The organism is Chimaeribacter arupi (assembly GCF_002858805.1).
In the GTDB taxonomy this organism is placed as follows: Bacteria; Pseudomonadota; Gammaproteobacteria; order Enterobacterales; family Enterobacteriaceae; genus Chimaeribacter; species Chimaeribacter arupi.
This window is the reverse complement of the sequence record NZ_PJZI01000026.1, coordinates 38,802-63,224: the sequence shown is the minus strand read 5'-3', so window position 1 is coordinate 63,224 and position 24,423 is coordinate 38,802. Positions and strand designations below refer to the sequence as shown.

The 24,423-nt window shown below is 58.3% G+C and carries 26 protein-coding genes; 12 read left to right on the top strand and 14 right to left on the bottom strand.

Annotated features, from left to right (window positions below):
- Positions 1 to 99 precede the first annotated feature (99 nt).
- Together fabI and dtpA are read left to right on the top strand one after the other, a co-directional pair.
- Positions 100 to 888: an enoyl-ACP reductase FabI gene (gene fabI / locus CYR52_RS15295; protein ID WP_072930851.1), complete on the top strand. Its 789-nt coding sequence runs from the start codon at positions 100 to 102 to the stop codon at positions 886 to 888.
- A 679-nt stretch (positions 889 to 1,567) separates the two neighbouring features.
- Entirely contained in the window at positions 1,568 to 3,076 is a 1,509-nt protein-coding gene (gene dtpA / locus CYR52_RS15290; protein WP_072930854.1) for a dipeptide/tripeptide permease DtpA, read from the top strand.
- Positions 3,077 to 3,119: 43 nt separating this feature from the next.
- Here the strand turns inward: dtpA and CYR52_RS15285 are convergent, their stop codons facing one another.
- From CYR52_RS15285 to CYR52_RS15275, 3 genes are all read right to left on the bottom strand, one after another.
- Complete coding sequence (locus tag CYR52_RS15285; protein ID WP_072930856.1) at positions 3,120 to 3,434, bottom strand: hypothetical protein; 315 nt, start codon at positions 3,432 to 3,434, stop codon at positions 3,120 to 3,122.
- Complete coding sequence (locus CYR52_RS15280) at positions 3,427 to 4,299, bottom strand: hypothetical protein (RefSeq protein ID WP_072930858.1); 873 nt, start codon at positions 4,297 to 4,299, stop codon at positions 3,427 to 3,429. Before CYR52_RS15280 ends, CYR52_RS15285 begins: the two co-directional genes overlap by 8 nt.
- Positions 4,300 to 4,496: 197 nt before the next feature.
- Complete coding sequence (locus CYR52_RS15275) at positions 4,497 to 5,525, bottom strand: AraC family transcriptional regulator (protein ID WP_072930860.1); 1,029 nt, start codon at positions 5,523 to 5,525, stop codon at positions 4,497 to 4,499.
- A gap of 200 nt (positions 5,526 to 5,725) precedes the next feature.
- On the opposite strand from CYR52_RS15275, the gene CYR52_RS15270 reads away from it, so the two are divergent.
- The 5 genes from CYR52_RS15270 to gstA all read left to right on the top strand — a co-directional run bounded on the left by CYR52_RS15270 (position 5,726) and on the right by gstA (position 10,802).
- Positions 5,726 to 6,349, top strand: a complete 624-nt coding sequence (locus tag CYR52_RS15270; protein ID WP_101828891.1) for a glutathione S-transferase family protein — start codon at positions 5,726 to 5,728, stop codon at positions 6,347 to 6,349.
- Positions 6,350 to 6,521: 172 nt separating this feature from the next.
- Positions 6,522 to 6,785 carry a hypothetical protein gene (locus CYR52_RS15265; RefSeq protein WP_072931028.1) on the top strand — a complete coding sequence of 88 codons (264 nt, stop codon included), beginning with the start codon at positions 6,522 to 6,524 and terminating at the stop codon, positions 6,783 to 6,785.
- Positions 6,786 to 7,126: 341 nt separating this feature from the next.
- A complete protein-coding gene (locus tag CYR52_RS15260; protein WP_072930864.1) occupies positions 7,127 to 8,779 on the top strand; it encodes a sensor domain-containing protein in 1,653 nt (550 codons plus the stop codon).
- 402 nt (positions 8,780 to 9,181) lie between these two features.
- Positions 9,182 to 10,048, top strand: a complete 867-nt coding sequence (gene dapA, locus CYR52_RS15255; protein WP_101828886.1) for a 4-hydroxy-tetrahydrodipicolinate synthase — start codon at positions 9,182 to 9,184, stop codon at positions 10,046 to 10,048.
- Between the two features lie 148 nt (positions 10,049 to 10,196).
- The gene (gstA, locus tag CYR52_RS15250; RefSeq protein ID WP_072930869.1) at positions 10,197 to 10,802 is read left to right on the top strand and encodes a glutathione transferase GstA; all 606 of its coding nucleotides are present in this window, start codon (positions 10,197 to 10,199) and stop codon (positions 10,800 to 10,802) included.
- Between the two features lie 42 nt (positions 10,803 to 10,844).
- On the opposite strand, the gene pdxY is transcribed toward gstA, so the two are convergent.
- The 6 genes from pdxY to CYR52_RS22440 form a co-directional block, all read right to left on the bottom strand.
- Positions 10,845 to 11,705, bottom strand: coding sequence for a pyridoxal kinase PdxY (gene pdxY, locus CYR52_RS15245; RefSeq protein ID WP_072930871.1), 861 nt, complete (start codon positions 11,703 to 11,705; stop codon positions 10,845 to 10,847).
- Between the two features lie 231 nt (positions 11,706 to 11,936).
- On the bottom strand, positions 11,937 to 13,211 hold the full coding sequence (gene tyrS / locus CYR52_RS15240) for a tyrosine--tRNA ligase (RefSeq protein ID WP_072930873.1): 1,275 nt from the start codon (positions 13,209 to 13,211) through the stop codon (positions 11,937 to 11,939).
- Positions 13,212 to 13,359: 148 nt separating this feature from the next.
- Complete coding sequence (pdxH, locus tag CYR52_RS15235; protein WP_072930875.1) at positions 13,360 to 14,007, bottom strand: pyridoxamine 5'-phosphate oxidase; 648 nt, start codon at positions 14,005 to 14,007, stop codon at positions 13,360 to 13,362.
- 67 nt (positions 14,008 to 14,074) lie between these two features.
- On the bottom strand, positions 14,075 to 14,380 hold the full coding sequence (locus tag CYR52_RS15230; protein WP_101828885.1) for an MliC family protein: 306 nt from the start codon (positions 14,378 to 14,380) through the stop codon (positions 14,075 to 14,077).
- Between the two features lie 27 nt (positions 14,381 to 14,407).
- Positions 14,408 to 15,529 (bottom strand): anhydro-N-acetylmuramic acid kinase, encoded by a 1,122-nt coding sequence (gene anmK, locus CYR52_RS15225; protein ID WP_101828884.1) that lies wholly within the window; start codon positions 15,527 to 15,529, stop codon positions 14,408 to 14,410.
- Positions 15,530 to 15,569: 40 nt separating this feature from the next.
- A complete protein-coding gene (locus CYR52_RS22440; RefSeq protein WP_139300325.1) occupies positions 15,570 to 15,758 on the bottom strand; it encodes a hypothetical protein in 189 nt (62 codons plus the stop codon).
- Between the two features lie 79 nt (positions 15,759 to 15,837).
- Here CYR52_RS22440 and CYR52_RS15220 point away from each other — a divergent pair, with 79 nt between their 5' ends.
- Complete coding sequence (locus CYR52_RS15220) at positions 15,838 to 16,305, top strand: outer membrane lipoprotein (RefSeq protein WP_072930881.1); 468 nt, start codon at positions 15,838 to 15,840, stop codon at positions 16,303 to 16,305.
- A 73-nt stretch (positions 16,306 to 16,378) separates the two neighbouring features.
- Here CYR52_RS15220 and slyA read toward each other — a convergent pair whose 3' ends face one another.
- The 4 genes from slyA to CYR52_RS15200 all read right to left on the bottom strand — a co-directional run bounded on the left by slyA (position 16,379) and on the right by CYR52_RS15200 (position 19,523).
- Positions 16,379 to 16,810, bottom strand: coding sequence for a transcriptional regulator SlyA (slyA, locus tag CYR52_RS15215; protein ID WP_072930883.1), 432 nt, complete (start codon positions 16,808 to 16,810; stop codon positions 16,379 to 16,381).
- Positions 16,811 to 17,605: 795 nt separating this feature from the next.
- Entirely contained in the window at positions 17,606 to 18,127 is a 522-nt protein-coding gene (gene sodC, locus CYR52_RS15210; RefSeq protein ID WP_101828883.1) for a superoxide dismutase family protein, read from the bottom strand.
- 142 nt (positions 18,128 to 18,269) lie between these two features.
- Entirely contained in the window at positions 18,270 to 19,166 is an 897-nt protein-coding gene (locus CYR52_RS15205; protein WP_072930887.1) for an aldo/keto reductase, read from the bottom strand.
- Between the two features lie 117 nt (positions 19,167 to 19,283).
- Positions 19,284 to 19,523 carry a DUF1289 domain-containing protein gene (locus CYR52_RS15200; RefSeq protein ID WP_072930889.1) on the bottom strand — a complete coding sequence of 80 codons (240 nt, stop codon included), beginning with the start codon at positions 19,521 to 19,523 and terminating at the stop codon, positions 19,284 to 19,286.
- A gap of 301 nt (positions 19,524 to 19,824) precedes the next feature.
- Between CYR52_RS15200 and eptA the strand changes: the two genes are divergently transcribed.
- From eptA to rnt, 4 genes are all read left to right on the top strand, one after another.
- On the top strand, positions 19,825 to 21,465 hold the full coding sequence (gene eptA / locus CYR52_RS15195; protein WP_101828882.1) for a phosphoethanolamine transferase EptA: 1,641 nt from the start codon (positions 19,825 to 19,827) through the stop codon (positions 21,463 to 21,465).
- Positions 21,466 to 21,531: 66 nt separating this feature from the next.
- Positions 21,532 to 22,623 (top strand): alkene reductase, encoded by a 1,092-nt coding sequence (gene nemA / locus CYR52_RS15190; RefSeq protein ID WP_072931030.1) that lies wholly within the window; start codon positions 21,532 to 21,534, stop codon positions 22,621 to 22,623.
- 160 nt (positions 22,624 to 22,783) lie between these two features.
- Positions 22,784 to 23,191 carry a lactoylglutathione lyase gene (gene gloA, locus CYR52_RS15185; protein ID WP_072930891.1) on the top strand — a complete coding sequence of 136 codons (408 nt, stop codon included), beginning with the start codon at positions 22,784 to 22,786 and terminating at the stop codon, positions 23,189 to 23,191.
- A gap of 84 nt (positions 23,192 to 23,275) precedes the next feature.
- Complete coding sequence (gene rnt / locus CYR52_RS15180; protein ID WP_072930893.1) at positions 23,276 to 23,971, top strand: ribonuclease T; 696 nt, start codon at positions 23,276 to 23,278, stop codon at positions 23,969 to 23,971.
- Between the two features lie 95 nt (positions 23,972 to 24,066).
- Here rnt and CYR52_RS15175 read toward each other — a convergent pair whose 3' ends face one another.
- Positions 24,067 to 24,411: a Grx4 family monothiol glutaredoxin gene (locus CYR52_RS15175; RefSeq protein ID WP_072930895.1), complete on the bottom strand. Its 345-nt coding sequence runs from the start codon at positions 24,409 to 24,411 to the stop codon at positions 24,067 to 24,069.
- Positions 24,412 to 24,423: the final 12 nt, after the last annotated feature.

Here is a 24,423-nt window from a genome sequence, read left to right as displayed (position 1 = left end):
GTGCTAGAATCGCCCGGTTTATTAACGCGGAAGCGCGGCCCGGCGCTGCTGTCGGGCAGTCAGGCTTCCGCACGCACAATGACCACAAGGATTATTGCTATGGGTTTTCTTACCGGCAAACGCATTTTGATTACTGGCGTTGCCAGCAAACTTTCCATCGCTTACGGTATTGCTCAGGCTATGCACCGCGAAGGCGCGGAACTGGCATTCACTTACCAGAATGACAAGCTGAAGTCCCGCGTTGAAGAGTTCGCGACTGAACTGGGTTCCAACCTGGTGCTGCCGTGCGACGTGGCAGAAGATGCCAGCATCGATGCAATGTTTGCTGAACTGGCTAAATCCTGGCCGAAATTTGACGGCTTCGTTCACTCCATTGGTTTCGCCCCGGCTGACCAGCTGGACGGCGACTACGTCAATGCCGTGACCCGCCAGGGCTTTGGCGTGGCGCACGACATCAGCTCCTACAGCTTTGTGGCCATGGCCAAAGCCTGCCGCGCCATGCTGAACCCGGATTCCGCCCTGCTGACCCTCTCTTACCTGGGTGCAGAGCGCGCCATCCCGAACTACAACGTGATGGGCCTGGCGAAAGCCTCCCTGGAAGCCAACGTGCGCTACATGGCGAACGCGATGGGCCCGGAAGGCGTGCGTGTTAACGGCATCTCTGCCGGCCCGATCCGCACCCTGGCAGCCTCCGGCATCAAAAACTTCCGTAAGATGCTGGCACACTGCGAAGCAGTGACCCCAATCCGCCGTACCGTGACCACCGAAGACGTGGGTAACTCCGCAGCCTTCCTGTGCTCCAACCTGGCAGCCGGTATCTCCGGTGAAATCCTGCACGTTGACGGCGGTTTCAACATCGCTGCGATGAACGAGCTGGAAATCAACTAAGCCTCCTGCCGCCTGGTGGCGGCAGCGTAATCAAACCGGCCGGTGGCCGGTTTTTTTATGCCGGTGATCCCCCTTGTGCCCTCCACGCCGGCGAAAACGCGCCCTCTTCCTCATGGTAATTCGCCCTTCCCCCATTTTCTGTTGGAAATGTGATTTAAAACGGATAAACCCCTTCCAACACCCCGGTTAATTACCTCATGTGGTAAAAACATTTTTTTCAACCTGAATTTTAAGCAGGAATTGGGATCTCTATCACGTTTTTACCGGGTGAGAGAAAAAGCAGCGATCTTCTTCATTCATTAAAAAGGGGAATATAGGGAAAAAGGGATGACTGCCCTTATCATCTTCAATCAGACTATTCAGAGATAACCGGATGAACTGCTAAGGCGTTAAAAAGCAGAATATATCACTAATAAAAATTTGGATGGCGATTAATCAATATAATAGTTTGGAAAACCTACGGAACATAAACGTTAATCCTGCATAACATTTGCAACACCTTCTCATTATGCCGCTGGAATTATATGTAACAGGTTATGTCAAATAGCTTGCCTCATTGACAAAGATCGGGAACATTACCCTTCGCTCTTCATCTTATAACAATGCGAAGGATGTTTCCGGCATCACTTCTGCGCCTTCCCTGTGCAACTTAAAACAGGCTGTGAATAAAGAGGTTTCAGTGTCAACATCAAACAAACAGACATCACAAGACGTCAGCTTGAACGCGTTCAAACAACCGAAAGCGTTTTATCTGATCTTCTCTATCGAACTCTGGGAACGTTTCGGCTTTTACGGTCTGCAGGGCATTATGGCGGTGTACCTGGTCAAGCAGCTTGGCCTGAGTGAAGCCGATTCCATTACCCTGTTCTCCTCCTTCAGCGCGCTGGTGTATGGCTTTGTGGCCATCGGTGGCTGGCTGGGTGACAAAGTGCTGGGGTCCAAACGTGTTATTGTGCTTGGTGCACTGGTGCTGGCCGTGGGTTATGCCTGCATCGCCTACTCCAATCATGAGATCTTCTGGGTGTATGTCGGTATGGCGACGGTTGCCGTGGGCAGCGGCCTGTTTAAGGCAAACCCTTCCTCCCTGCTTTCTACCTGCTATGAGAAAGATGACCCGCGCCTGGATGGCGCCTTCACCATGTACTATATGTCGGTGAATATCGGTTCCTTCTTCTCTATGCTGGCAACACCGTGGCTGGCCGCCAGATTTGGCTGGAGCGTGGCGTTCTCCCTGAGCGTGGTCGGGATGCTGATCACCCTGGTGAACTTCCTGTTCTGCTCGAAGTGGGTGAAAAACCACGGTTCCAAACCCGACTTTGAACCGTTGCAGATGAATAAACTGCTGATGACCATTGTGGGCGTGATTGCGCTGGCGGCGGTGTCCACCTGGCTGCTGCACCACCAGGATATCGCCCGCCTGGCGCTGGGTGTGGTGTCTCTGGGGATCATCTTTATCTTTGCCAAAGAGACGTTTGCCCTGAAAGGCACCGCCCGCCGCAAAATGATCGTGGCGTTCCTGATGATGATCGAAGCAGTGGTGTTCTTTGTGCTCTACAGCCAGATGCCGACTTCACTGAACTTCTTCGCCATCCATAACGTCGAGCACAGCCTGTTCGGTATCAGCATGGAGCCGGAACAGTATCAGGCACTCAACCCGTTCTGGATCATGCTGGCCAGCCCGCTGCTGGCGGCCTTCTATGCCAAAGCCGGTGACCGGTTGCCGATGCCGCACAAATTCGCTGTGGGCATGGTGCTCTGCTCCGCAGCCTTCCTGGTGCTGCCGTGGGGTGCTTCAATGGCAAACGACGCCGGTATCGTGTCGGTGAACTGGCTGGTGCTGAGCTATGCCCTGCAAAGTATTGGTGAGCTGATGATCTCCGGCCTCGGCCTGGCGATGGTGGCCCAACTGGTGCCGCAACGCCTGATGGGCTTCATCATGGGTTCCTGGTTCCTCACCACTGCGGCGGCCGCGATCATTGCCGGTAAGGTGGCTAACCTGACCGCCGTGCCGCAGGACATCACCGATGCCCATGCCTCCCTGGCGATCTACAGCCACGTCTTCCTGCAGATTGGTATCGCTACCGGCGTGATCGCCGTGCTGATGATTCTGGCTGCGCCGAAACTGCACCGCATGACGCAGGACACGGCCGAAGAACGCAAAAAGGTTGAACTGGTCAAGGCGCGCTAATCCCCGCCTGTTGCCTGAAAAACGCTCCTCCGGGAGCGTTTTTTTATGCCTGCCGTCCGGCCTGCAGCATGACCAGCGCTTTTGCCATGCAGCTTTCCACGCCCGCCACAAAGGACACCGGCGCGATCAGCCCCAACTGCGCCTGATGCGCTTTGTCTGCCCCCTGCTTCAGGGCATCGGCCAGCGCCGCATAGAGCGGGGTCTGGAGCGCGATCGCCTGTAACAGCATCGCCTTTTTTACCGGGTAAAGCTGGGACAACAGCTGTTGCGCCCGTTTTCCCGCCTCACCGCCCTGTTTGCTGACCGCCTCAAGCTGGGCCAATGTGCGGTTCAGTTGCTGCATCAGGCTTTCACTCATGATTCATCCCCCCTTGTGCCGACGGTGACAGTAACGGCATAAGCCGCCCGGCATAGCTGACCCGGCGGCTGTACTCCTCCAGCGCCGGGTGGGCATCCACCGGCTCATCCAGGTTGCGCAACGTCTCCTGCTGCGCCGTGTGCAGCGCAGTCATCATCCCTACCATCCGGACGCTCAGGGCCTGCCCCTGCTCGTCGGCGTGTTCGGCATCGTTCAGTGCCTCCAGTGCCTGTTGCCGCCGGGTGGGGCCGGTCTGTGGATCGTCCAGCACCTGCTGTGCGGTGTTGCGCAATTCTGCGGCGCTGGTCAGGTAAAGCGCCATATAGCCTGAGCCGTTGGCCTCAAAATCCTCAGCCAGCAGGCCGGCGAGCTGGCTCACTATCGGCTGGTAGGTGCTCATCAGCAGCCTGACCTGGGTGATTTTGCGCTGGAAGTAGTACTGTTGACCCAGCGCCTCCCCCATTTCCCGGATGGGCCGGGCGACGGCCGCAGGCAGGAACATGCCCAACGCCGTCTGGGTGTTGTCGAGCAGGCCGTTAAACGCTGCCGCGGCTTCCGGGGTGCGCTCCTGCCGCAGCAACGCCTGCAACGCTTCGCCATACTGTTGCAGCGCCCGTGCCGCGGCGACCCGCTGCACGGTATGTTCCAGCGGCAGATCCTGCCGCATCGGGATGCCGCTGCTGCGCGTCAGTTGCAGGTACTGTTGCTGATACGCCATGCGGTTAATCCCCTGATGCATCATGATCAGCGCCTGTTCGCTCAGTTTTCCCGCCTCTGCATTCCGCTCAGCAAAATTTTCTGCGGTGTGCTGCGGCTGGGTATCCGTGGCGCAGCCCGCCAGTAAGCAGGCGGAAAGTAACGCCATAACCAGCCAGGCGCTGTGCCGCCATGCGCGTTTTATTAACCCCGATCTTTTTATAAACCCTGATCTTTTTATCAACATGCCGCCCCCACTCTCCTGCCTGCCACACAGGGGTAACCTTAGCCTGCCGGGATCGTCCCCGGCAGAGGCGGTACGGCTAAATGAGGAAAAATGAGGGAGATGAGCGGGCTGCCCGCCGGTTACAGGTGGCTGACCCAGTTCAGGTGCGTCGGGGTGCCGGTGGCCATCGGCGGTGCATTCAGCAACGCCGTACGCACATCACGCGATGACATGCCGTACTCCTGCACCAGCAGGCGGCGCAGGGCCGCAGGCGACAAACCGCAACGGCGGGCGATGGCGGTCAGGCTCAGATCAGAGAGTGACGTGGTGCGCATCAGCCGCCGTGCCAGTGTGGCGCGCCGGTTACGGATAAACAGCGCAATGCCGCCCATCGGTTCAAACAGCCGGTAAAGTGCCGCGCGAGACAGGCCAAACTGGCGGCACAGCATCTCCGCCGTCAGCGGCTGCGCCAGATGCTGCTCAATATAGAGGCAGATTTGCTCCAGCCGCGAACTGTGCATGAAAGGCGTCTCCACCGGCGTGCCCGCCACCAGCGCCAGGGTATGCAGGATCAACGCGGCCGCCCCTTCACCGGTAGCCAGCACTTCCGGCTCACTCAGGGTGTCGAAGACCTGCAACATGGCATTGAAATGCTGGCGCAGCAAAAAGCTCATCGGTGAGGCCGCAGGCAACACCCGGCCATGCAGCGCGGCAATATCCAGGCTCAGGGCCACCGTGTGTTTCGGCAGGATGATGTACTGATACGTGCAGAGATGCGGCGGTGATTTGCTCGGGTGAACGTGGATGGCGATCGGCTGGGAAGAGTCCTGGATCAGCACATCCCCCTGCGTGAGGGAGAAACGGCGGCCAAAACATTGGCACTCCATGCCGCCCAGCATGATGATGAAGATCAATACATGATCGGGCATGGAAAAAACGTTGCCGCGCTGGCGGTGGATATCGTGCTCACTGACATTCAGCACCCCGCCCACCAGACGGCCGAAATTATAGCCGGTCACTTCCCAGTCAAAGCCGGTAAAGGCCTGGCGGGAGAGCTCCAGCTTCAGGCCGGCGGATGACATGCCGTCCTCCCACTCATAAAAACGCGTGTCAAAATCCTCATAAATATGGGCAGAATCAGTAATCTTTCGCGTAATAAGATGGCTCATCGTCCTCTCCGGGCGCGGACATAACAGGTGGGCGGTCAGGGGGCTTTCATCCGAAAGCCGTGTCCTTCATTATCGGCATGAGGCCGCTGATATTTACCCTCACCGGTGGCTTTTTAAGCAGCATTTTGCTTTTGCGCCGTGCCGCACCGTATCGTGGTTTCACCATGGCCTGCGGGCCACCCTCTTCCGGGAGCTTTGCGATGCTGACCATACTGGGAAGGACGTCCTCTATTAACGTCCGGAAAGTGCTGTGGACCTGTGACGAACTGGCGCTGGATTACCGGCAGGAGATGTGGGGCCACGGCTTTCAGGAGACGCACCAGCCGGCGTTTCTGGCACTGAACCCCAATGCGCAGGTGCCGGTGCTCCGGGACGGGGAGTTTGTGCTGTGGGAGTCAAACACCATCTGCCGTTATCTGGCTGCCGCCGGGCCGGAGACAACGCTTTACCCGCAGGGCGCCCGCGCCCGTGCGGAGATTGAGCGCTGGATGGACTGGCAACTCGGCGATATGAACAGTGCCTGGCGCTACCTGTTCAATGCGCGGATGCGCAATACCCCGGCCGAGCCGGACCCGGCCCAGCTGGCGGAAAGTGAGGCCGGCTGGAACCAACATCTCACTTTGCTGGCCAATCAGCTGGCGCAGACCGGTGCCTATGTGACCGGCGGCACCTTTACCCTGGCCGACATTGTGCTGGGGCTGTCGGTGCATCGCTGGCTGATGACGCCGATGTCACACCCGGCGTTACCGGCGATTGACCGCTATTATGACCTGCTGCGCGAACGGCCGGGGTTTGCCCGCTATGCCACCCAGCAATGGCCCTGAGCCGGGCGCGGTCAGCCGTGTGCCGGCCCGGCGTCATGCGGGGGCCGGCGCACAAATCATTCACGATGATAATTTTCTCGCGCAAACCAATCACTCTTTGGTACCCTTTATCTCGCTGACTCTTCAGTAAAATGAACCCGTTTACGCCACCCTTCCGCTTCCTGAGATGCCGATGGAAAAAAGAAAATTCCTGGATGAATCGCGCCAGCTCAAGCGGCTGAATGCCCTGACCCGCCGGCAATCCCACATTTACAAATGGTTTGCCATTGTCGCGGCCCTGGATTGCCTGTTGGTGTCGTTCTATGACCAGGATATGCGCAATATTCTCTTCTCCGGCGCGGTGTGTGTGGTGAGTACCTATCTCTACCTGCGCGACCGGGCCAGGGCGCGCCGGTATCGCCGGGAGTGGGATGAAAAATTTGGCCCAAAGCCCTGAGTAGTGCCTGCTTCCCCCGGTACCCCGCCGCGTTCCCTCCTTACCTTATTGTGAATAATCCGTTGCCGTTCAGGTTGCCGCGCTGGAAAGCCGGTTGTCATGCCTGGGGTTGCCGGGCGCACGCTGATTCAGGGGGTTCCCCCTGGCCGGATAAAATAAGGCCGACGGTACTTAGAGCGTGATAAACAGTTGAAGATACTTAAATAAACAGAATGGCGTTATGATTGCCTGGCAGAATTAAAAAATGCAGTAAAATAATTCACTTATCGCCTGTCCTGCGCGAGACGCCGTCATATTTCAGTGCTAATCTTGCCGCTTCCCCCTGCTCAGGACGTTTGAAAATGCTCAATGACATTGCCATATGTCAGGCGGTGCTGAATGCACTCCCGGAAGCCACCCTTATAAAAGATGACTCGCTGCAACTGGTTTTTGTGAACAAAAGGGCGTGTGATTTTTTTGGTTATTCCCGTGAAGAGCTGGTCGGGCAGAATTTCACCTTTTTTATGACGGCAGACCAGGCCGCCCGGCACACCAGCCGCGCCCTGAAAGTATTAAAGAGCGGTGAACAGCTTGAAAGTGAGGAGGTCATTACTGACGGGGCCAACAAAAGCCGGACAGTGCTGATCCGCAAATCGCGCATTACCCTGAACAACCGTTTCTATGTGCTCTCTATTCTCAGTGACATTTCACTGCTGCGCAGTTCAGAGGCGCAGATCCGTTACCTTGCCTACCATGACACCCTGACCGGCCTGCCGAACCGCACCTCACTGAATGAGGAGCTGCACCAGCTGGCGGCCCGCAGCCTCTACCATCCGCAACATTGCGCTTTGCTGGTGTTCAACCTGAACTATTTCACTGTGCTGAATGACACTTACGGCTACCAGTCCGGTGACAGCATTCTGTGTGAGTTTGGCCAGCGACTGCGCACGCTGATCGGCCAGCAGGGGATGCCGGCGCGCCTGGGGGCGGATGAGTTTGCCGTGCTGCTGCGTGGCAAATCGGCCATTGAGGAGGTTGAGCCGGTTGCCAGTGCCATCATCGCCATGATGCATGAGCCGTTTACCCTGACCCAGGCCAAACCGGTTGTCACCCTCTCCTGCGGTATCGTCAGCCTGAACAGCGAAAACCTCACCGCCGGGGAGATCCTGCGGCGCGGCAATGCGGCCCTGCGTGAGGCGCAGCGCCAGGGGCAGAACACCTTCTGCTTCTACTCCGAAGCGCTGGATGCCGGTTCAGAGAACAAACGGGTGATGGTGAAAGCACTGGCGGAATCGCTGACCAAAGAGGGCGAACTGACCTGCGTCTACCAGCCGATTTTGCGCAGCAGCGATGAAAAAATCATCGGGGTTGAGGCACTGGCACGCTGGACGCACCCGCAACTGGGGCCGGTGCCGCCGGTGCAATTTATCGCGCTGGCAGAAGAGACCGGGCTGGTGAGCCAGCTGGGGGAATCGGTGTTGCGCCAGGCGTGCCGCCATATCAAACCGCTGGGGGATCTGCGGTTGGCGATCAACGTGTCAGCCGTGCAATTGCGTGAACGGCAGTTCGCTGAAAAAACCCTGGCCCTGCTGCATGAAGAGGGCTTCCCCTGCCACCGGCTGGAGCTGGAACTCACCGAAACCGCCGTGATGAACGCCGATGCCGACAGCCTGCAACAGCTGATGCAACTGCGCAACGCCGGCATCAAAATCTCGCTGGATGATTTCGGTACCGGTTACTCCAGCCTGAGCCTGCTGAAAGACATTGCGGTAGACAGCGTCAAAATCGACCGCTCTTTTGTGCAATACGTCAATGACGTTACGGATACGGCGGCGATCGTCACGGCGGTATCGCAACTCGGCAACAAGATGAAGCTGAACGTGATTGCCGAAGGGGTGGAGAACGATCTGCAAAAACGTTTCCTGCTGACCGCCGGTTGCTCCCATATGCAGGGTTTCCTGTTTTCACGCCCGGTGCCGGTGGATGTGCTGACCGCGCTGCTGCCTGCCGCCTGACCCCTGCCTGACAGAATGCCCGTTCCCGCCCTTTACCCAGGGAACGGCATCATCCATAAGCAAAAACAATAATAACGTTTTTGGTATTAATTCATTCAATTGGTACTCTGCCCTGTGCTGCGTCATAGTCTTGGCAGGCGGTGCTCCCGCTTAAAGAAGCCGAAAAATCAACCCACTATGGAACAGCTCATGACGCCCTCTGCCCCTCTGAACGGCCCTTCCGGCACCCCCGCGGTGACCCTGGCCTGTGGCGTGCGTGCTGCTGATAAATCGAAGAAACCGTCGCTCATCTGACCGGGCGCTGTCCCGTCAGGTGAGATGACAGGACAGCGGCATCACGGCAACGTGCCCCTTTCCTGGCCTCTTTCCCCCTGGCGGCACCTACTTTTCAAGGAGAAGAACATGTCATACTTTTCAGGTATCTGGGTTCCGCTGGTCACCCCTTTCCGCCAGGGCGCGCTGGATCTGCCCGCGCTGAAAACCCTGGCGACGTCACTGATTGCCTCCGGCGTGTCAGGCGTGGTGGTGTGCGGCACCACCGGTGAAGCCGCCGCCCTGAGCGACGAAGAACAGTTACAGGCGCTGGATGCGGTGCTGGAGGTGGTGCCGGGTGCGCAGGTGGTAATGGGGCTGGCCGGTAACCATCTGCCCTCCATCCTGGCGATGCAGGATGCTGTTCAGCAGCGGCCGGTTGCCGGGTTGCTGGTGGCTGCCCCCTACTATATCCGCCCGACCCAGGCAGCGCTGGCCCACTATTTCACCACGCTTGCCGATCGCACCCACCTGCCGATCATCCTGTATAACGTCCCTTACCGCACCGGCATTGCGCTGGAGTGGGAGACGCTGCGCCGCCTGAGCGATCACCCGCGGATTGTGGCGATCAAAGATTGTGGCGGCAATGCCGAGCTGACGCTGGACCTCATCCATGACGGCAAGCTGGATGTACTGACCGGCGAGGATACCCAGATGCTCACGGTGCTGGCACTCGGCGGCACCGGCGCGATTACCGCCTCAGCCCACCTCTGCCCGGCGCAGTTCGTCGCGCTGGTGCAACAGGTGAAAGAGGGCAACCTTCCGGCAGCCCGCGCCACCTTCTTTGGCCTGTTGCCGATGATCCGCCTGCTGTTCTCGATTGCCAACCCGGTCGCCATCAAGTGCGCCCTGGCGTTGCAGGGGCAGATGGAAAACGAGCTGCGCGAACCGATGCTGGCGGCCCCTGCCGACGTCGAACAGGCGCTGCGCGACTATTTCACCCTGCACATGCACTAGGCTTATCTTGCCCCTCCCGCCAAAAGGCGGCGAACCGGGTTTATCCCATGACGCCGCTTTTTATTCAGTATTTCGCACACTTACACCCTGACTTTTCCCCCACCGGCTTCTAGGATAAAGGTTTACCCCCCCCTGATGGAGCCTTACGATGAAACTTTACTACAAGCCGGGTGCCTGCTCGCTCTCCCCCCATATCGTTCTGCGTGAAGCCGGGCTGGACTTCAGCATCGAAAAGGTCGATCTGGTGTCGAAAAAGACCGAGCATGACGCGGATTTCCTGGCAATCAACCCGAAAGGCCAGGTGCCGGTGCTGCAACTGGACGACGGCAGCTTCCTGACGGAAAATGCGGTGATTGTGCAATACCTGGCCGACCAGAAGCCTGACCGCCAGCTGTTGCCGGAAGCCGGCACCCCGGCGCGTTACCATGCCCTGGAGTGGCTTAACTATGTGGCAACCGAGCTGCACAAAGGCTTCAGCCCACTGTTTAACCCGCGTTTCCCGGACGAGGCCAAAACGGTGGCACGTGAGCTGCTGGAGAAGAAGTTTATTTTCCTGAACGATCAGCTGGCGGAGAAAGAGTATCTGCTGGGGAGCCGGTTCAGCGTGGCCGATGCCTATCTGTTCACGGTCCTGAACTGGGCAAACGCGCTGAAATTTGATTTTTCCGCCCTGCCGCACCTGAGTGCCTTTGTTGAGCGCATGAAGGCCCGCCCGGCAGTGGATGCCGCCCTGACGGCGGAAGGGTTGAAATAACGCTGAGGCGTGAAGCAGGGGCAGCCACTGCCCCTGCAAATATCAGAGTTTTTCTGCGGTAAAATGGTGGGTTGGGCGGGCAATCGCCTCTTGTGCCGCCACCACCTGCAACTCATATTCGCCCATCTGCCGGGTCGTCAGCATCACCTCGTAGACCGCTGCCGTCACATGTTCCAGCGCCTTGTCCAACGGCTCGCCCTTCAGCAGATTCACTAACAACAAACCACTGGTGAGATCGCCGACGCCGACCGGCTGGCGATCGGGGAACGTCACCAGCGGGCGGCTGATATGCCATGCCTCTTCCGCGGTGACCAGCAACATCTCAAACGCATCCGCACGGCGGGCGGCACGGGCCAGGTGTTTCACCAGCACGATTTTCGGCCCCTGGGCGCAGAGCGCGCGGGCAGTGGCAACGGCGTCATCCACGCTGTTAACGGCGCGGCCGCTCAGTTGCTCCAGCTCAATCAGGTTCGGCGCGATGACATCACTGCTGGGCAGCGACTGTTTGCAGTGGAACTCCGCCACGCCCGGCGCCACGATGCACCCTTTTTCCGGGTGGCCCATCACCGGGTCACAGAAATAAATCGCCTGCGGATTAGCCTGTTTTACCCGGCGGACAATCTCCTGAATATGCTCGCCCTGCTCTGAGGAACCGATGTAGCCGCTCAGCACCGCATCACAGTGTTTCAGCTGATCGATGTCCGCAATCCCCTGCACAATCTCGGTCAGATGGCTGGCGGGCATGACGCAACCGGTCCAGCGGCCATATTGGGTGTGGTTGGAAAACTGCACCGTGTTGAGCGGCCAGACGTTGACACCCATGCGGCGCATTGGGAATTCGGCAGCACTGTTACCGGCGTGGCCGAATACCACATGCGATTGAATGGAAAGTATATTTTTCATTGCAACAACCTACTCTCTTACCCTTGCCAAAAGCGCCGGTTATGCCGGCACCCGGATGCCGCCGACGTAAGCGGCGACACGCTGTGTTTCAACCGGTGTGGCCGGTCAATGTTATCGCCCGCGCTGCGGGCAAAAGGGTGATTACCCGCATGACGGGCAACCCCTGTCATCGGCCTGCATCGCAGGCAAAAATAAAGGGGGCACTAAGCCCCCTTCTGCATCATGCGCCGTTTATTTCCAGCACACCAGGCAGTAATGTTTTTTGCCGCGGCGCAGCAGGGTGTAACGGCCGAACAGACGATCTTCTGCCGTGAAGCGGTATTCAGCGTCTGCTTGTTTCTCACCGTTTACCTGCACCGCATTGGACGTGATCATGGTACGTGCCTGCCCGCGGGACGGCACCAGCTCAGCATTCACCAGGGCCTGTTGCAGATCGGCATCCTGCTCCAGTTCGATAGCCGGCATCCCGTCCTGCGCCAGCTGGGCGAAGTCCGCTTCGGTCATGTCACCCAGCGCCCCGGAGAAGAGGCTGGCGGTGATACGGCGGGCCGCTGCCAGCCCTTCCTCGCCATGCACCATGCCGGTGACCTGCTCGGCCAGCACATACTGCGCGCGTGGGGCCTTGCCGCTGTTTTTATCTTCCTCTTCCAGCGCGTTGATCTCGTCCAGGCTCAGGAAAGTAAAGAACTTCAGGAAACGGTAAACATCGGCGTCCGCGGTGTTGATCCAGAACTGGTAGAATTTGTACGGGCTGGTTTTTTTCGGGTCCAACCACACCGCGCCGCCTTCGGTTTTACCGAATTTGGTGCCGTCTGACTTGGTGATAAGCGGCACCGTCAGGCCGAACACCTGTTTCTGGTGCATACGGCGGGTCAGGTCGATACCCGAGGTGATGTTACCCCACTGGTCGGAGCCGCCGATTTGCAGCTCAACGCTGTGCAGGCCATACAGTGAGGCGAAATCGTACCCCTGCAACAGGTTGTAGGAGAACTCGGTGAACGAGATGCCGCTGTCTTCGCGGTTCAGACGCTGTTTCACCGCTTCCTTGTTGATCATCTGGTTGACGGAGAAGTGCTTGCCGATATCACGCAGGAAGGTCAGCACATTCATGTTGCCGAACCAGTCGTAGTTGTTGGCCGCTATCGCGCTGTTCTCACCGCAATCAAAATCCAGGAACGGGGAGACCTGGCGGCGGATCTTCTCCACCCACTCTGCCACGGTGTCGCTGGTATTGAGCTTGCGCTCGGCGGCCTTGAAGCTCGGGTCACCGATAAGGCCGGTCGCCCCGCCCACCAGCGCCACCGGCTTGTGCCCGGCCAGCTGGAAACGTTTGAGGCAGAGTAACGGAACCAGATGGCCCAAGTGCAAGCTGTCTGCGGTGGGATCGAAACCGCAATAGAGTGCAATTGGCCCTTGCGCCAGTCGCTCTGCTAACGCTTTTTCATCCGTTACCTGGGCGATAAGGCCCCGCTCTTGCAATTGTGCAATCAAATTACTGCTGGTCATCAATGACTCCGTTAAGGGTGGGTAGTAAGTCGTGCCGCGTTGCTTGCCGTGTCAGGAAAAGCCTGCCCGGCCACGGCGAAATCCGGCAAAGCACATAGAATAAAGCGCCCGTAGCCCGAGCGCCAGAAGTAAGCACGGTTTTTACCGCTCAGGGGGCCAGGCGGTCGATTTTCCAGCCATCCGCCTGACGCTGGTAGATAAACCGGTCGTGCAGGCGATGTTCGCCGCCCTGCCAGAACTCAACCGAATCAAATACCACGCGGAACCCGCCCCAGAAGCTGGGCAGCGGCACTTCACCCTGCTGGAACTTCTGCTTCAGCTCGAGGAATTTGCTCTCCAGCACACCGCGCGCGGAAATCCGGGAGGATTGCTGCGACACCCAGGCACCGATCTGGCTCTCTTTCGGCCGGCTGCTGAAATACTTTACGACCTCCAGCGTAGAGAGCCGCTCCGCACGCCCGAGGAAACTGACCTGCCGCTCCAGCGTGTGCCAGGGGAAATGCAGGCTGATTTTGGGGTTATGGCTGAGGTGCTGTGCCTTGCGGCTGCCGAGGTTGGTGTAGAACACCAGCCCTTTTTCGTCATAGTGTTTGAGCAGCACAATCCGCTGGAACGGCTGGCCCTCTTCATCAACGGTGGCCACACACATTGCCGTCGGGTCAGCCAGTTGCGCATCGCACGCCTGTTGCAGCCACAGGGTGAAGAGATCCAGCGGATCGTCTGTCAGGTCATGGCGGCGCAAACCGCCTTTGGTGTATTCACGCCGTAAATCGGCGATAGAGAGTTTTTCAGTCATAGCCCATGTGATCCTGTCAACATGTACAACACGGCCAGCCCCGGCCCGCCGCAGTCACGGCGGCCGGTCAGCGGCTGACCACACAATCAGAAATAATGATTTCATCATCCCGCTGGATCAACGCTTTCTCGCCCTGTGACCAGTAGGTATAGCGGCCGTCACTGTATTTGGCCCCGGACGCAGCCTCCACATGCGGCAGGTGGAGCTGCTCCCCGTCCAGCACCAGGCTCACGCTCTGGCGATCGGCCGCCTGGTTCACGGTCAGCGGCAGGGTGCCGCATTGATAGTGGACAGACTGCGCCACCGGCTGGCTGACATGGCTGCATCCGGCCAACGCCAGCAGCGCGGCCGCAGTAAGTAACTGTTTATACATCTGAATCTCCTTATTAGCCCGGCAGTGTCAGCACAGCAACCCGCTTGCGCCGGGGTAAACCGCGCCCAGTACGGCAGCGGCCGACGCCCCGGTAACAGACGGCAGATTGCCCGGCAGCCCGGAAAGCGTGCGGGAGGCCAGCCAGGCAAAGGCCAGCGCTTCCATATCATCACCGCTGATGCCGAACGGATCGGTGGGGCTGACCTCGGTGCCCGGCAGCAACGCGGCCAGGCGGGTCATCACCAGCGGGTTACGGGCGCCGCCGCCGCAGACCAGCAGCCGCTCACAGCCGCCGCTGAGCAATACCTGTTCAGCAATGGTGACCGCCGTCAGCTCGGCCAGCGTGGCCTGGACATCTTCCGGCGCCAGGCCGGGATAGGCTGCCAGATGGCGCTCCAGCCAGGCGAGGTTGAAATATTCGCGCCCGGTGCTTTTCGGGGCCGGGGCGGCAAAATAGGGGTCTGCCAGCATCTGCTGCAACAGCGCGATAGCCGGCCGCCCTGCCAGCCCCAGCGCGGCATCTTCATCATACGGCAGCGCGCGCTGACGCCAGATCCAGGCATCCATCAGCATATTACCGGGGCCGGTATCAAACCCGCGTACCGGCTGGCCGGGCAGCAGCAGGGAAAGATTGGCGATGCCGCCGATATTCAGCACCATCCGCCGCTCGTTCGGGTGGGAAAGCAGCGCATCATGGAACGCCGGCACCAGGGGCGCGCCCTGTCCGCCCAGCGCAATGTCACGCCGCCGGAAATCGCCCACGGTGGTGATGCCGGTCAGGGCAGCGATGCGGTGGTTGTCACCCAGTTGCATGGAAAAAGGGGCGACGCCATTGGGTTCATGCCAGACAGTCTGGCCGTGACACCCGATGGCGGTAATGTCGCCCGCCTGTACCTGATAGTGGGCCAGCAACCCCTGCACAGCGTCGGCAAACAGCTGCCCAAGCTGGGCATCCAGTTGCCCCACCTGTGACAGTGTCACGCTTTGCCCCTGGCACATGCCCAGGATTGCCTGCTTCATCGCCGGCGGTATGGGGTGGGAATAACTGCCCTGCTGCGCCACCATGCGTTCATCAATGGCGGCCAGCACAACGTCGATCCCATCCAGGCTGGTTCCCGACATGACACCGATATAACGGCCTGACTTCATAACCTGTCCTCTTAGTGCACCGCCCTTCACTACACCAGATTTAACGGCTTAACGCCATGAAAGCGGCTGATTTTTTAACATCCCTGCGATCACAGGCGTTATTCAACGCCGCGGCATGCTGAACGGCTGTCAGAAACCTAAATACCCGTTTATTATCCGTTGACGGGCAGAAAGGTATGCTGCCCGGCAGTACACCGGCAAAATAGCCATTGGGCCGGTTATCAGCCATACTTTCACCGGTCGTTATCATCATTACGTCGTCAGGCAGGAAGTGCCGGGGACGGAGCGTAAAAAAATAGGAGTTTTTTATGATTAAGCGTCTTCTCGTGGTGGCATTAACGGGCGTAACGCTGACAGGTTGTGTAAACGACAGCGCCCTTTCCGGTGATGTCTATACCGCTGATCAGGCCAAACAGGTGCAGAATGTGACTTACGGCACCATCGTTTCAACGCGCCCGGTACAGATTCAGGGCGGTGAAGAGAATAACGTCATCGGGGCGATTGGCGGCGCGGTATTGGGTGGGTTCCTGGGTAACACCGTGGGTGGTGGTTCCGGCCGTAGCCTGGCCACAGCCGCAGGGGCAGTAGCCGGGGGTGTTGCGGGCCAGGGCGTGCAGGGTGCGCTGAACCGCAGCAACGGCGTCGAGCTGGAGATCCGTAAAGATGACGGCAACACCATCATGGTGGTGCAGAAAGCCGATGCCAGCAAATTCAGCGTTGGCCAGCGCGTGAGCCTGGCCAGCAGCGGCAGCACGGTGACTGTCTCCCCGCGCTAATCCCTGCTGAACGAGAAACCGGCGGCCAATGGCCGCCGGTTCTGTCTGTGTGCTGTGAAGTCGGTAAAATTTGTTATTTATTATGTAACTCGATGATGTTTTCTTCCAATTTTCCTATCAGTTTTGTCAGTAACTCCACCTCTTGCGGCGTAATACCGGCCAGGATTTCCTGACGGGTAGAATCAATCACATTCTCAACCTCGCCGATCACCGGCGCAGCCGCCTCTGTGAGTTTGATGCGCTTGGCCCGACGGTCACTGGCGCAGGTGTGACGGGTAATCAGCCCCTTCTCTTCCAGTTGGTCAAGCGTACGCACCAGCGACGGCTGCTCAATGCCAATGGCTTTCGCCAGCTGGATCTGTGACTGCTCAGGCGGTAGCCTGTTGATATTATGCAATGTCACCCAGTGGGTTTGGGTCATTTCCAGTGGTTTAAGCCGATGGTCAATCAGGGCACGCCATACGCGTACCAATCGTGCTAAATCTGAACCTAAGTTGGACTCCAATTGCCCCTCCTTATAATTAGCGTGCTAACATTGTTTCCCAGAGTGTAGCCTATTTTGGAGAGATAAGAACCCAAATTCAATTATATATATCATTATAATGATATTTGACTTAATAATTTATGACATGAATCATTCATCTGTTTTTAAAACAAATAAGTATTCATCCAAATAATAATACCCAGGTTAATAACCTTATTCTTTCCGTCAAATAACCTCTAAATGTGCAGGTATCCGGCGATTCCCTCTATAGACAGCCTATATTTAGTGCGTTTTCACCAGGGTTAGTATTAGGGCGGGTGAGACGCCGCGCTTTGCACAAAAACGGCTGTCTTGAAACCTGCGGTCGTTTTGTTGAGGGATCTGACAGGATTTTTGATAACCGTGAGGGTTTCTCACCGGGTTTCAGGAGAAGGGTAAATAAATAATGACATGTAAGATATTAAAATAGTCTGCATACTTTTGATCTGGGTCGTGGCAATTTTTGCAGGTGGGTGTTTATGGCCTTATTCGCGGTAAAATCCCGCCCCCGTTGCAGGACATCTGGATGTTGCAGGGTACGTGGATGTTGCAGGGCATCTGAATAAATTACCGCGCCTGCGTGATGGCGTGTTCTTCCCTGCGCACCGGCTGAGCGGGGCCTTGCCAGGGTGCGCCGGTGGCCGGCCTGCTCGCTGCCCCGCAATGGCCGGCTGTACCGGCACCAGGCACCTGCGCGTCAGAACCGGCCTGACAGGCAGACCGGTTCTGACGTATTACACCGGGGGGGAACTCTCTTCTTCCTATTACCCCGCAGCTTTATATTACCCCGCAGGCGATCCGGCCGCCTCCGCCACCCAGCGGCATCGGCATGTCGGCGTGGTTATCGCCACCGGCATGGATCATCAGCGCTTTATTATCGATCTCTGACAGCTTTTTCAGGCGTGGTGCCAGCACCTGATCGCTGGATGAGCCATCGTCATGCACAAACAGCACCGGCAGGTCGCCCAGGTGGCCTTCCTGATACGGCCCCAGATGTTTACCGGTGCTGCCCGGATCAAAGTGATCACCCGCTGCCTGTGCCGCCACTTTTTTCCCGTCTTTCATGCCCGCGTCACAACTGCCGTTCTGATGGACATGAAAACCATGCACGCCCGGCAGCAGGGAGGTCAGTTTTGGCGTAAACAGCAGGCCGTATTGCGTCTCACTGATGGTTATGGTTCCGATCGGTTTCGCCTCGCCCTCTGCCGAAACCAGGTTCATCGTCACATCTTTGCTGGCGGCCTGTGCCGCGCCACATACCATGATGGCGGCCAATGCTACGCCGGAAAGAGATTTCATGCTGCCTCCAGTGCCTGTTGATTCAGAACCCTGAGTATAGGCAACCCTGCTGTTTCCGTGCCGCCGCTTCGCTTATTTCCCTGCCGGCGCATTGCTTGCCGGGGGGCAGCCCGCGGTCTTGTGACCGCGGTCACCCTTTTAATCAGGGAACGTCATACCCCAGCGCAGCCTTGCGGATGCGGAACCATTGCTGACGGCTGAGCGTCAGGGAAAGCGCGGCCCAGGCGTCCCGCATCCGCTCAATTTTCCCGGTACCGAGGATCGGTAACGGTTGGCTGGGCAGGCGCAGGATCCAGGCATACACCACCTGCTCCAGGGTTTGCGCACCGATTTCGCCGGCGATCGCCTCCAGCTCCTCCCGCAACGGCTGGTAACGCGGTTCGGTAAACAACCGCCCGCCCCCCAGGCATGACCACGCCATCGGCCGGATGCGCAGCTGCTGGCATTGGTCGAGCGTGCCGTCTAGCGTCACCGTCTGGTTCAGCGGCGAGATTTCCACCTGGTTAGTCGCCAGCATAAACGGCAGGCGTGACTGCAACAGGCTGAATTGTGCCGGGGTAAAATTGGAGACACCAAAATGGCGCACCTTGCCGCTGCTGTGCAGCGCCGTGAAGGCTTCGGCCACCTCATCTGCTTCCATCAGCGGGTCCGGCCGGTGGATCAGCAGCAGGTCAAGGTAATCGGTATGCAGGTTTTTCAGCGACTGCTCCGCGCTGGCCAGAATGTGCGCCCGGTCAGTGATGTAGTGGCCGAGGGCATGTTCCGGTTTGGCCGTGGTGGCGATGCCGCATTTGCTCACCAGCTCCAGCTTTTCACGCAGTGACGGTTTCAGGCGCAGCGCCTCACCAAAAGCCGCTTCACACTGGTAGTCACCGTAAATATCCGCATGGTCAACGGTGGTGATGCCCAGTTCACTATGCTGCTCCATAAAAGCCAGCAGCTCCTGCGGGCGCATCCCCCACTCCATTAACCGCCAATAACCGGCAATGAGCGGCGAAAATTCAGGGCCTTGCGGAGAGATCTGACAACGTGAGTCCATAACAACATCCTCAAATAACGGCATCCTCAGAAAGTAAGGAGCCAAGCATACACAATTGCCCGGCCGGACTCGACGGCAGTGCGCCGCTTTGCGTACTGCCTCGCAAGAAAAAGCAGATCAGAACAGAGAGGGTTGTTCCGGCGGGGGATCGTCGGTTTTTCGCGCCAGCCGCTGTTGCCGCAGAAAACGCTGGCGGCACAGGTAAAGGACGTGCCGCTTCTGCGCATCGCTCATGCTTATCCAGCCAAAACGCTCCTCCCGGCTGCGCAGGCACCCCCGGCAGAAACCTCGGGCATCCATCTGGCAGATGCCGCGGCAGGGGCTGGGTATGTCAAAAAACTCCAGCTGTTCGGCCATAAAACCTCCCACGCCTCACACCAACAGGCGATACGGCGGGCGAATAAAAAGACGATGCCTTTAATTGAAGACGCTATCGCCGCGGCTGGCAAGGCATCGCGCCCCGGTACGGTGGGTGTCGCTCCCCTGATTCATGAAGGCTTATGATGGATACCTGCGGGGGCATAAGCCCTTGTGCCGGGCTGTGACGCAAACGGCCGCCCGTTACTCGTAAAAGAATTGTTGCCGGACTGTTTAAGGTTCTCTTAAGTTTCACCTGATACCTTGTGCCTATTCCTTTCGGACGGATTTTTCTATTCTGATGCGTACCCTGCGATCGTTGCACTGTAATTCCCTGAGCTTTGTGCTGCTGACGGCACTGGCCTTCCTGCTGTTTCAAAATGCGCTGTTTCTGCATAAAGCCTGGTCATTAATCACCTTCAGCCGGCTGCATGATGTGCTGTTCGCCCTGAGCCTACCGCTGGTTCTGTTCCTGGCACTGAACATCCTTTTCAGCCTGCTGGCACTGCCCTATCTCCGTAAACCGCTGGCGATTGTTTTGCTGCTGTGTGGTGCGGCGGCAAACTATTTTATGTTCAGCTATGGGGTGGTGATTGACGGCAATATGATGCAGAACGCCTTTGAAACCACGCCGCAGGAAGCCACCGCGCTGCTGACGCCGCAACTGCTGCTGTGGCTGCTGGGCGCCGGTGTGTTGCCGGCGCTGGTGATCGGGCTGGTTAAGGTGCGCAACGACCGCCCATGGTGGTACATGCTGGGGCTGCGGGCCGCCAATATCCTGGCGTCAGGGATGGTGATTCTGTTGATTGCCGCTTTTTTCTATAAGGATTACGCGTCGCTGTTCCGCAATAACCGGTCAATCGTCAAAATGCTGGCCCCCACCAGCTATGTCAGCGGCACGATTGCGTTTGCCCACCACCGCTATTTTGCCGAAAATCTCCCGCTGATCCCTATCGGCACAGACGCCCACAAAGGCCCGCTGATCTTGTCCCAACCGAAGAAAACGCTGGTGGTGCTGGTGGTCGGCGAAACGGCACGGGCTGAAAACTTCTCGCTGGGCGGTTATGAAAAACCCACCAACCCGCGCCTGGCAAAAGAGGGGGTCAGCTATTTCCGCCATGCCACCTCCTGCGGCACGGAAACCGCAATTTCTGTGCCCTGCATGTTTTCCAATATGCCGCGCCGTCACTATGACGCCGCCCTAGCCAGCCACCAGGAGGGGTTACTGGATGTGATGAAACATGCCGGAATTCATGTGCTGTGGCGTGAAAACGACGGCGGTTGCAAAGGGGCCTGCGACCGGGTACCGCACCAGGATGTGACCCAGCTTAAATTGCAGGAGGATTGCCGGGGCGACCTCTGCCGCGACGGCGCGCTGCTCTCCCGCCTCGACCAGTATATTGACGGCCTGAAGGAGGACAGTGTGGTCGTGCTGCACCAGATTGGCAGCCACGGCCCGGCCTATTACCAGCGCTACCCGGCGCAGTTCCGCACGTTCACGCCAACCTGTGACAGCAACCAGATCCAGGATTGCGATCATGAAAAACTGGTGAATACCTACAACAACACGCTGCTCTATACCGATGCGATGCTGGATGACACCATCAAATTGCTGCAACAGCACAGCGATAAATTCAATACCGTCATGGTTTACCTTTCAGATCATGGCGAATCGCTGGGTGAAAACGGCATGTACCTGCACGGCACGCCCTATCTGTTTGCGCCGTCGCAACAAACCCATATTCCGTTCCTGATCTGGATGTCCCCTCAATATGAGAAAAGTTACGGTATCGATCGCCGGTGCCTTAACCGTATCGCCGCCAACGATGATATCTCCCAGGACAACCTGTTCCCGATGATGCTGGGACTGATGGATGTGCAGACGCACGAGTACCAGCCGGATCTGGATCTTATACAGCGCTGCCGGGCTTCGCACATTTAAACAATCTGCCGCCGCCCTGCCCTTGCATAGTGTGCGCTGACAACAGGCAAGATATTTGGAGATATGATGAGCACACTTTTTACGCCGCTGACCGTCGGCAAACAGACTCTGCCGAACCGCGTGTTTATGGCCCCGCTGACCCGTCTGCGCAGCATTGAGCCTGGCGACATCCCGACTGACCTGATGGGCGAGTACTACGCCCAGCGTGCCGGTGCCGGGCTTATCATCTCCGAAGCGACCCAGATTTCCTTCCAGGGCAAAGGCTATGCCGGCGCACCCGGCCTGCACACGCCGGAACAGATTGCGGCCTGGAAAAAGATCGTTGAACGGGTGCATGCGCAACAGGGCCATATGGCGGTGCAGTTGTGGCACGTCGGGCGGATTTCACACCCTGAGCTGCAACCGGGCAAGCAGTTGCCGGTCGCTCCGTCGGCCCTGCCGGTGAACACCCGCACCACCCTGCGTGATGAGGCCGGCCAGCCGGTGCGCGTTGACTGCCCGGTGCCGCGCGCACTGGAGACTGACGAGATCCCAGGCATTATCAACGATTTCCGCCAGGCGGCGGCCAATGCGGTTGAAGCCGGTTTCGACTATCTGGAGCTGCACGCCGCTCACGGTTACCTGCTGCATCAGTTCATTTCGCCGGAATCGAACCAGCGTACCGACCAGTATGGCGGCAGCGTGGAAAACCGTATCCGCCTGACGCTGGAAGTGGTCGATGCCGCGGTGGCAGAAGCCGGGGCCGATCGCGTGGGTATCCGTATTTCCCCGCTGGGCACCGTCAGCGGGCTGGGGAACGGGGAGAATGAAATTGAAGACGCGCTGTACCTGATCGAGCAGCTGAATACGCGTAAGCTGGCCTATCTGCATATCTCTGAGCCGGACTGGGTCGGCGGTGCCTCTTACACTGAGACGTTCCGTGACGCGGTGCGCGCCCGTTATCAGGGGGTCATTATCGGGGCCGGTGGCTATACGCAGGAGAAGGCGGAGACGCTGATCGCCAAAGGGTATATTGACGCCGTGGCCTTTGGCCGTGACTACATCGCCAACCCGGATCTGGCTGAACGCTTCCGTCAGGGCGCGGCCCTGAATGCCCAGCGTACCGAGCTGTTCTACGGCGGCGGTGCGGAAGGCTATACCGATTACCCGACGCTGTAAGCGGCCCCTGCCACGCAGGCGCTGTTTTTGCATCACATTGAATTTATTCGCCTGCGGAGGCTATACTTAACTGTTTTTACCTTAATGGTACGGCGATCCCGGCGCGGTTTCAGCGCCGCAAACCGGGCTGCCGTGCCCTAACTTGTTATCAGAGGACAATATGCGCTTACTCCATACCATGCTTCGCGTCGGTGACCTGCAACGCTCCATCGACTTCTACACCAAGGTATTAGGCATGCGTCTGCTGCGTTCCAGTGAAAATACCGAATACAAATACTCCCTGGCGTTTGTGGGTTACACCGACGAGAGCGAAGGCGCGGTGATTGAGCTGACGTACAACTGGGGCGTAGAGAGCTATGAGATGGGCACCGCGTACGGCCATATCGCGCTGGGCGTGGATGACGTGGCCGCAACCTGCGACCAGATCCGCAACGCAGGCGGTAACGTCACGCGTGAGGCCGGCCCGGTAAAAGGCGGCACTACCGTGATCGCCTTTGTTGAAGATCCAGACGGTTACAAAATTGAACTGATCGAAAACAGCCACGCCGGCCACGGCCTGGGCAACTGATTTTCCCCTGACGGGTGCGGCTCCGCACCCGTTTCTCCCCTTCCGGACGTTCCCCGCCTGCATCCGCTGCAAAAATTTGCCATAATGCGCGCTGAATTCGGACAAGATAAGAAACTGATGGCTGATAAAAGTGATCTCAACGCCCTGAGTGGCCGCTTCCGCGGGTTTTACCCCGTCGTTATTGATGTTGAAACCGCCGGTTTCAGCGCCCGCACCGACGCCCTGCTGGAGATTGCCGCGGTAACCCTGCGTATGGACAGCGACGGCTGGCTGATGCGTGATGAAACCCTGCACTTCCATGTTGAGCCGTTTGAGGGGGCACTGCTGCAACCTGAAGCGCTGGCGTTCAACGGCATTGACCCGCATAACCCGCTGCGGGGGGCCGTCAGTGAATATGATGCGCTGCACGCGATTTTCAAAGCGGTGCGCAAAGGCATGAAAGAGCAGAACTGTAACCGGGCGATTATTGTGGCGCACAACGCCACCTTTGATCACAGCTTCCTGATGGCTGCTGCCGAACGCGCCGGGCTGAAGCGCAACCCGTTCCACCCGTTTGCCACCTTTGACACCGCGGCGCTGAGCGGGCTGGTGCTGGGGCAGACGGTGCTGGCCAAAGCCTGTATCACCGCCGGCATTGAGTTTGACAGCACCCAGGCGCACTCCGCGATTTATGACACCGAACAGACGGCGCTGCTGTTCTGCGAGCTGGTCAACCGCTGGAAACGGCTGGGCGGCTGGCCGCTGGCCACGCCGGAAGAGGCACCGGAGGCGGATGCCTGAGGGCCTGCCCTGCCGGCAACTTGCTTTTACCCATAAAAAAGGCGGCCCTGAGGCCGCCTTTTTTTACCTGACAGGCAGTTGCCCGCCCGGCCCGGTTACTGCTGATCTTCCTGAGACTTGTGCTTTTCAGCCGTCTCTTTGATCAACTGCTGCAATTCACCACGCTGGTACATCTCCAGAATGATGTCACAGCCGCCTACCAGCTCGCCGTCTACCCACAGCTGCGGGAACGTCGGCCAGTTGGCATATTTCGGCAGCTCTGCGCGGATGTCCGGGTTTTGCAGGATGTCCACGTAGGCAAAACGCTCGCCGCAGGCTGACAGCGCCTGTACCGCCTGAGCGGAGAAGCCGCAGCTCGGCAGCTTCGGTGAGCCTTTCATGTAGAGCAGGATCGGGTTTTCAGTGATCTGGGCCTGAATTTTATCAATCGTCGTCGTCATTGTCTTGCTTCC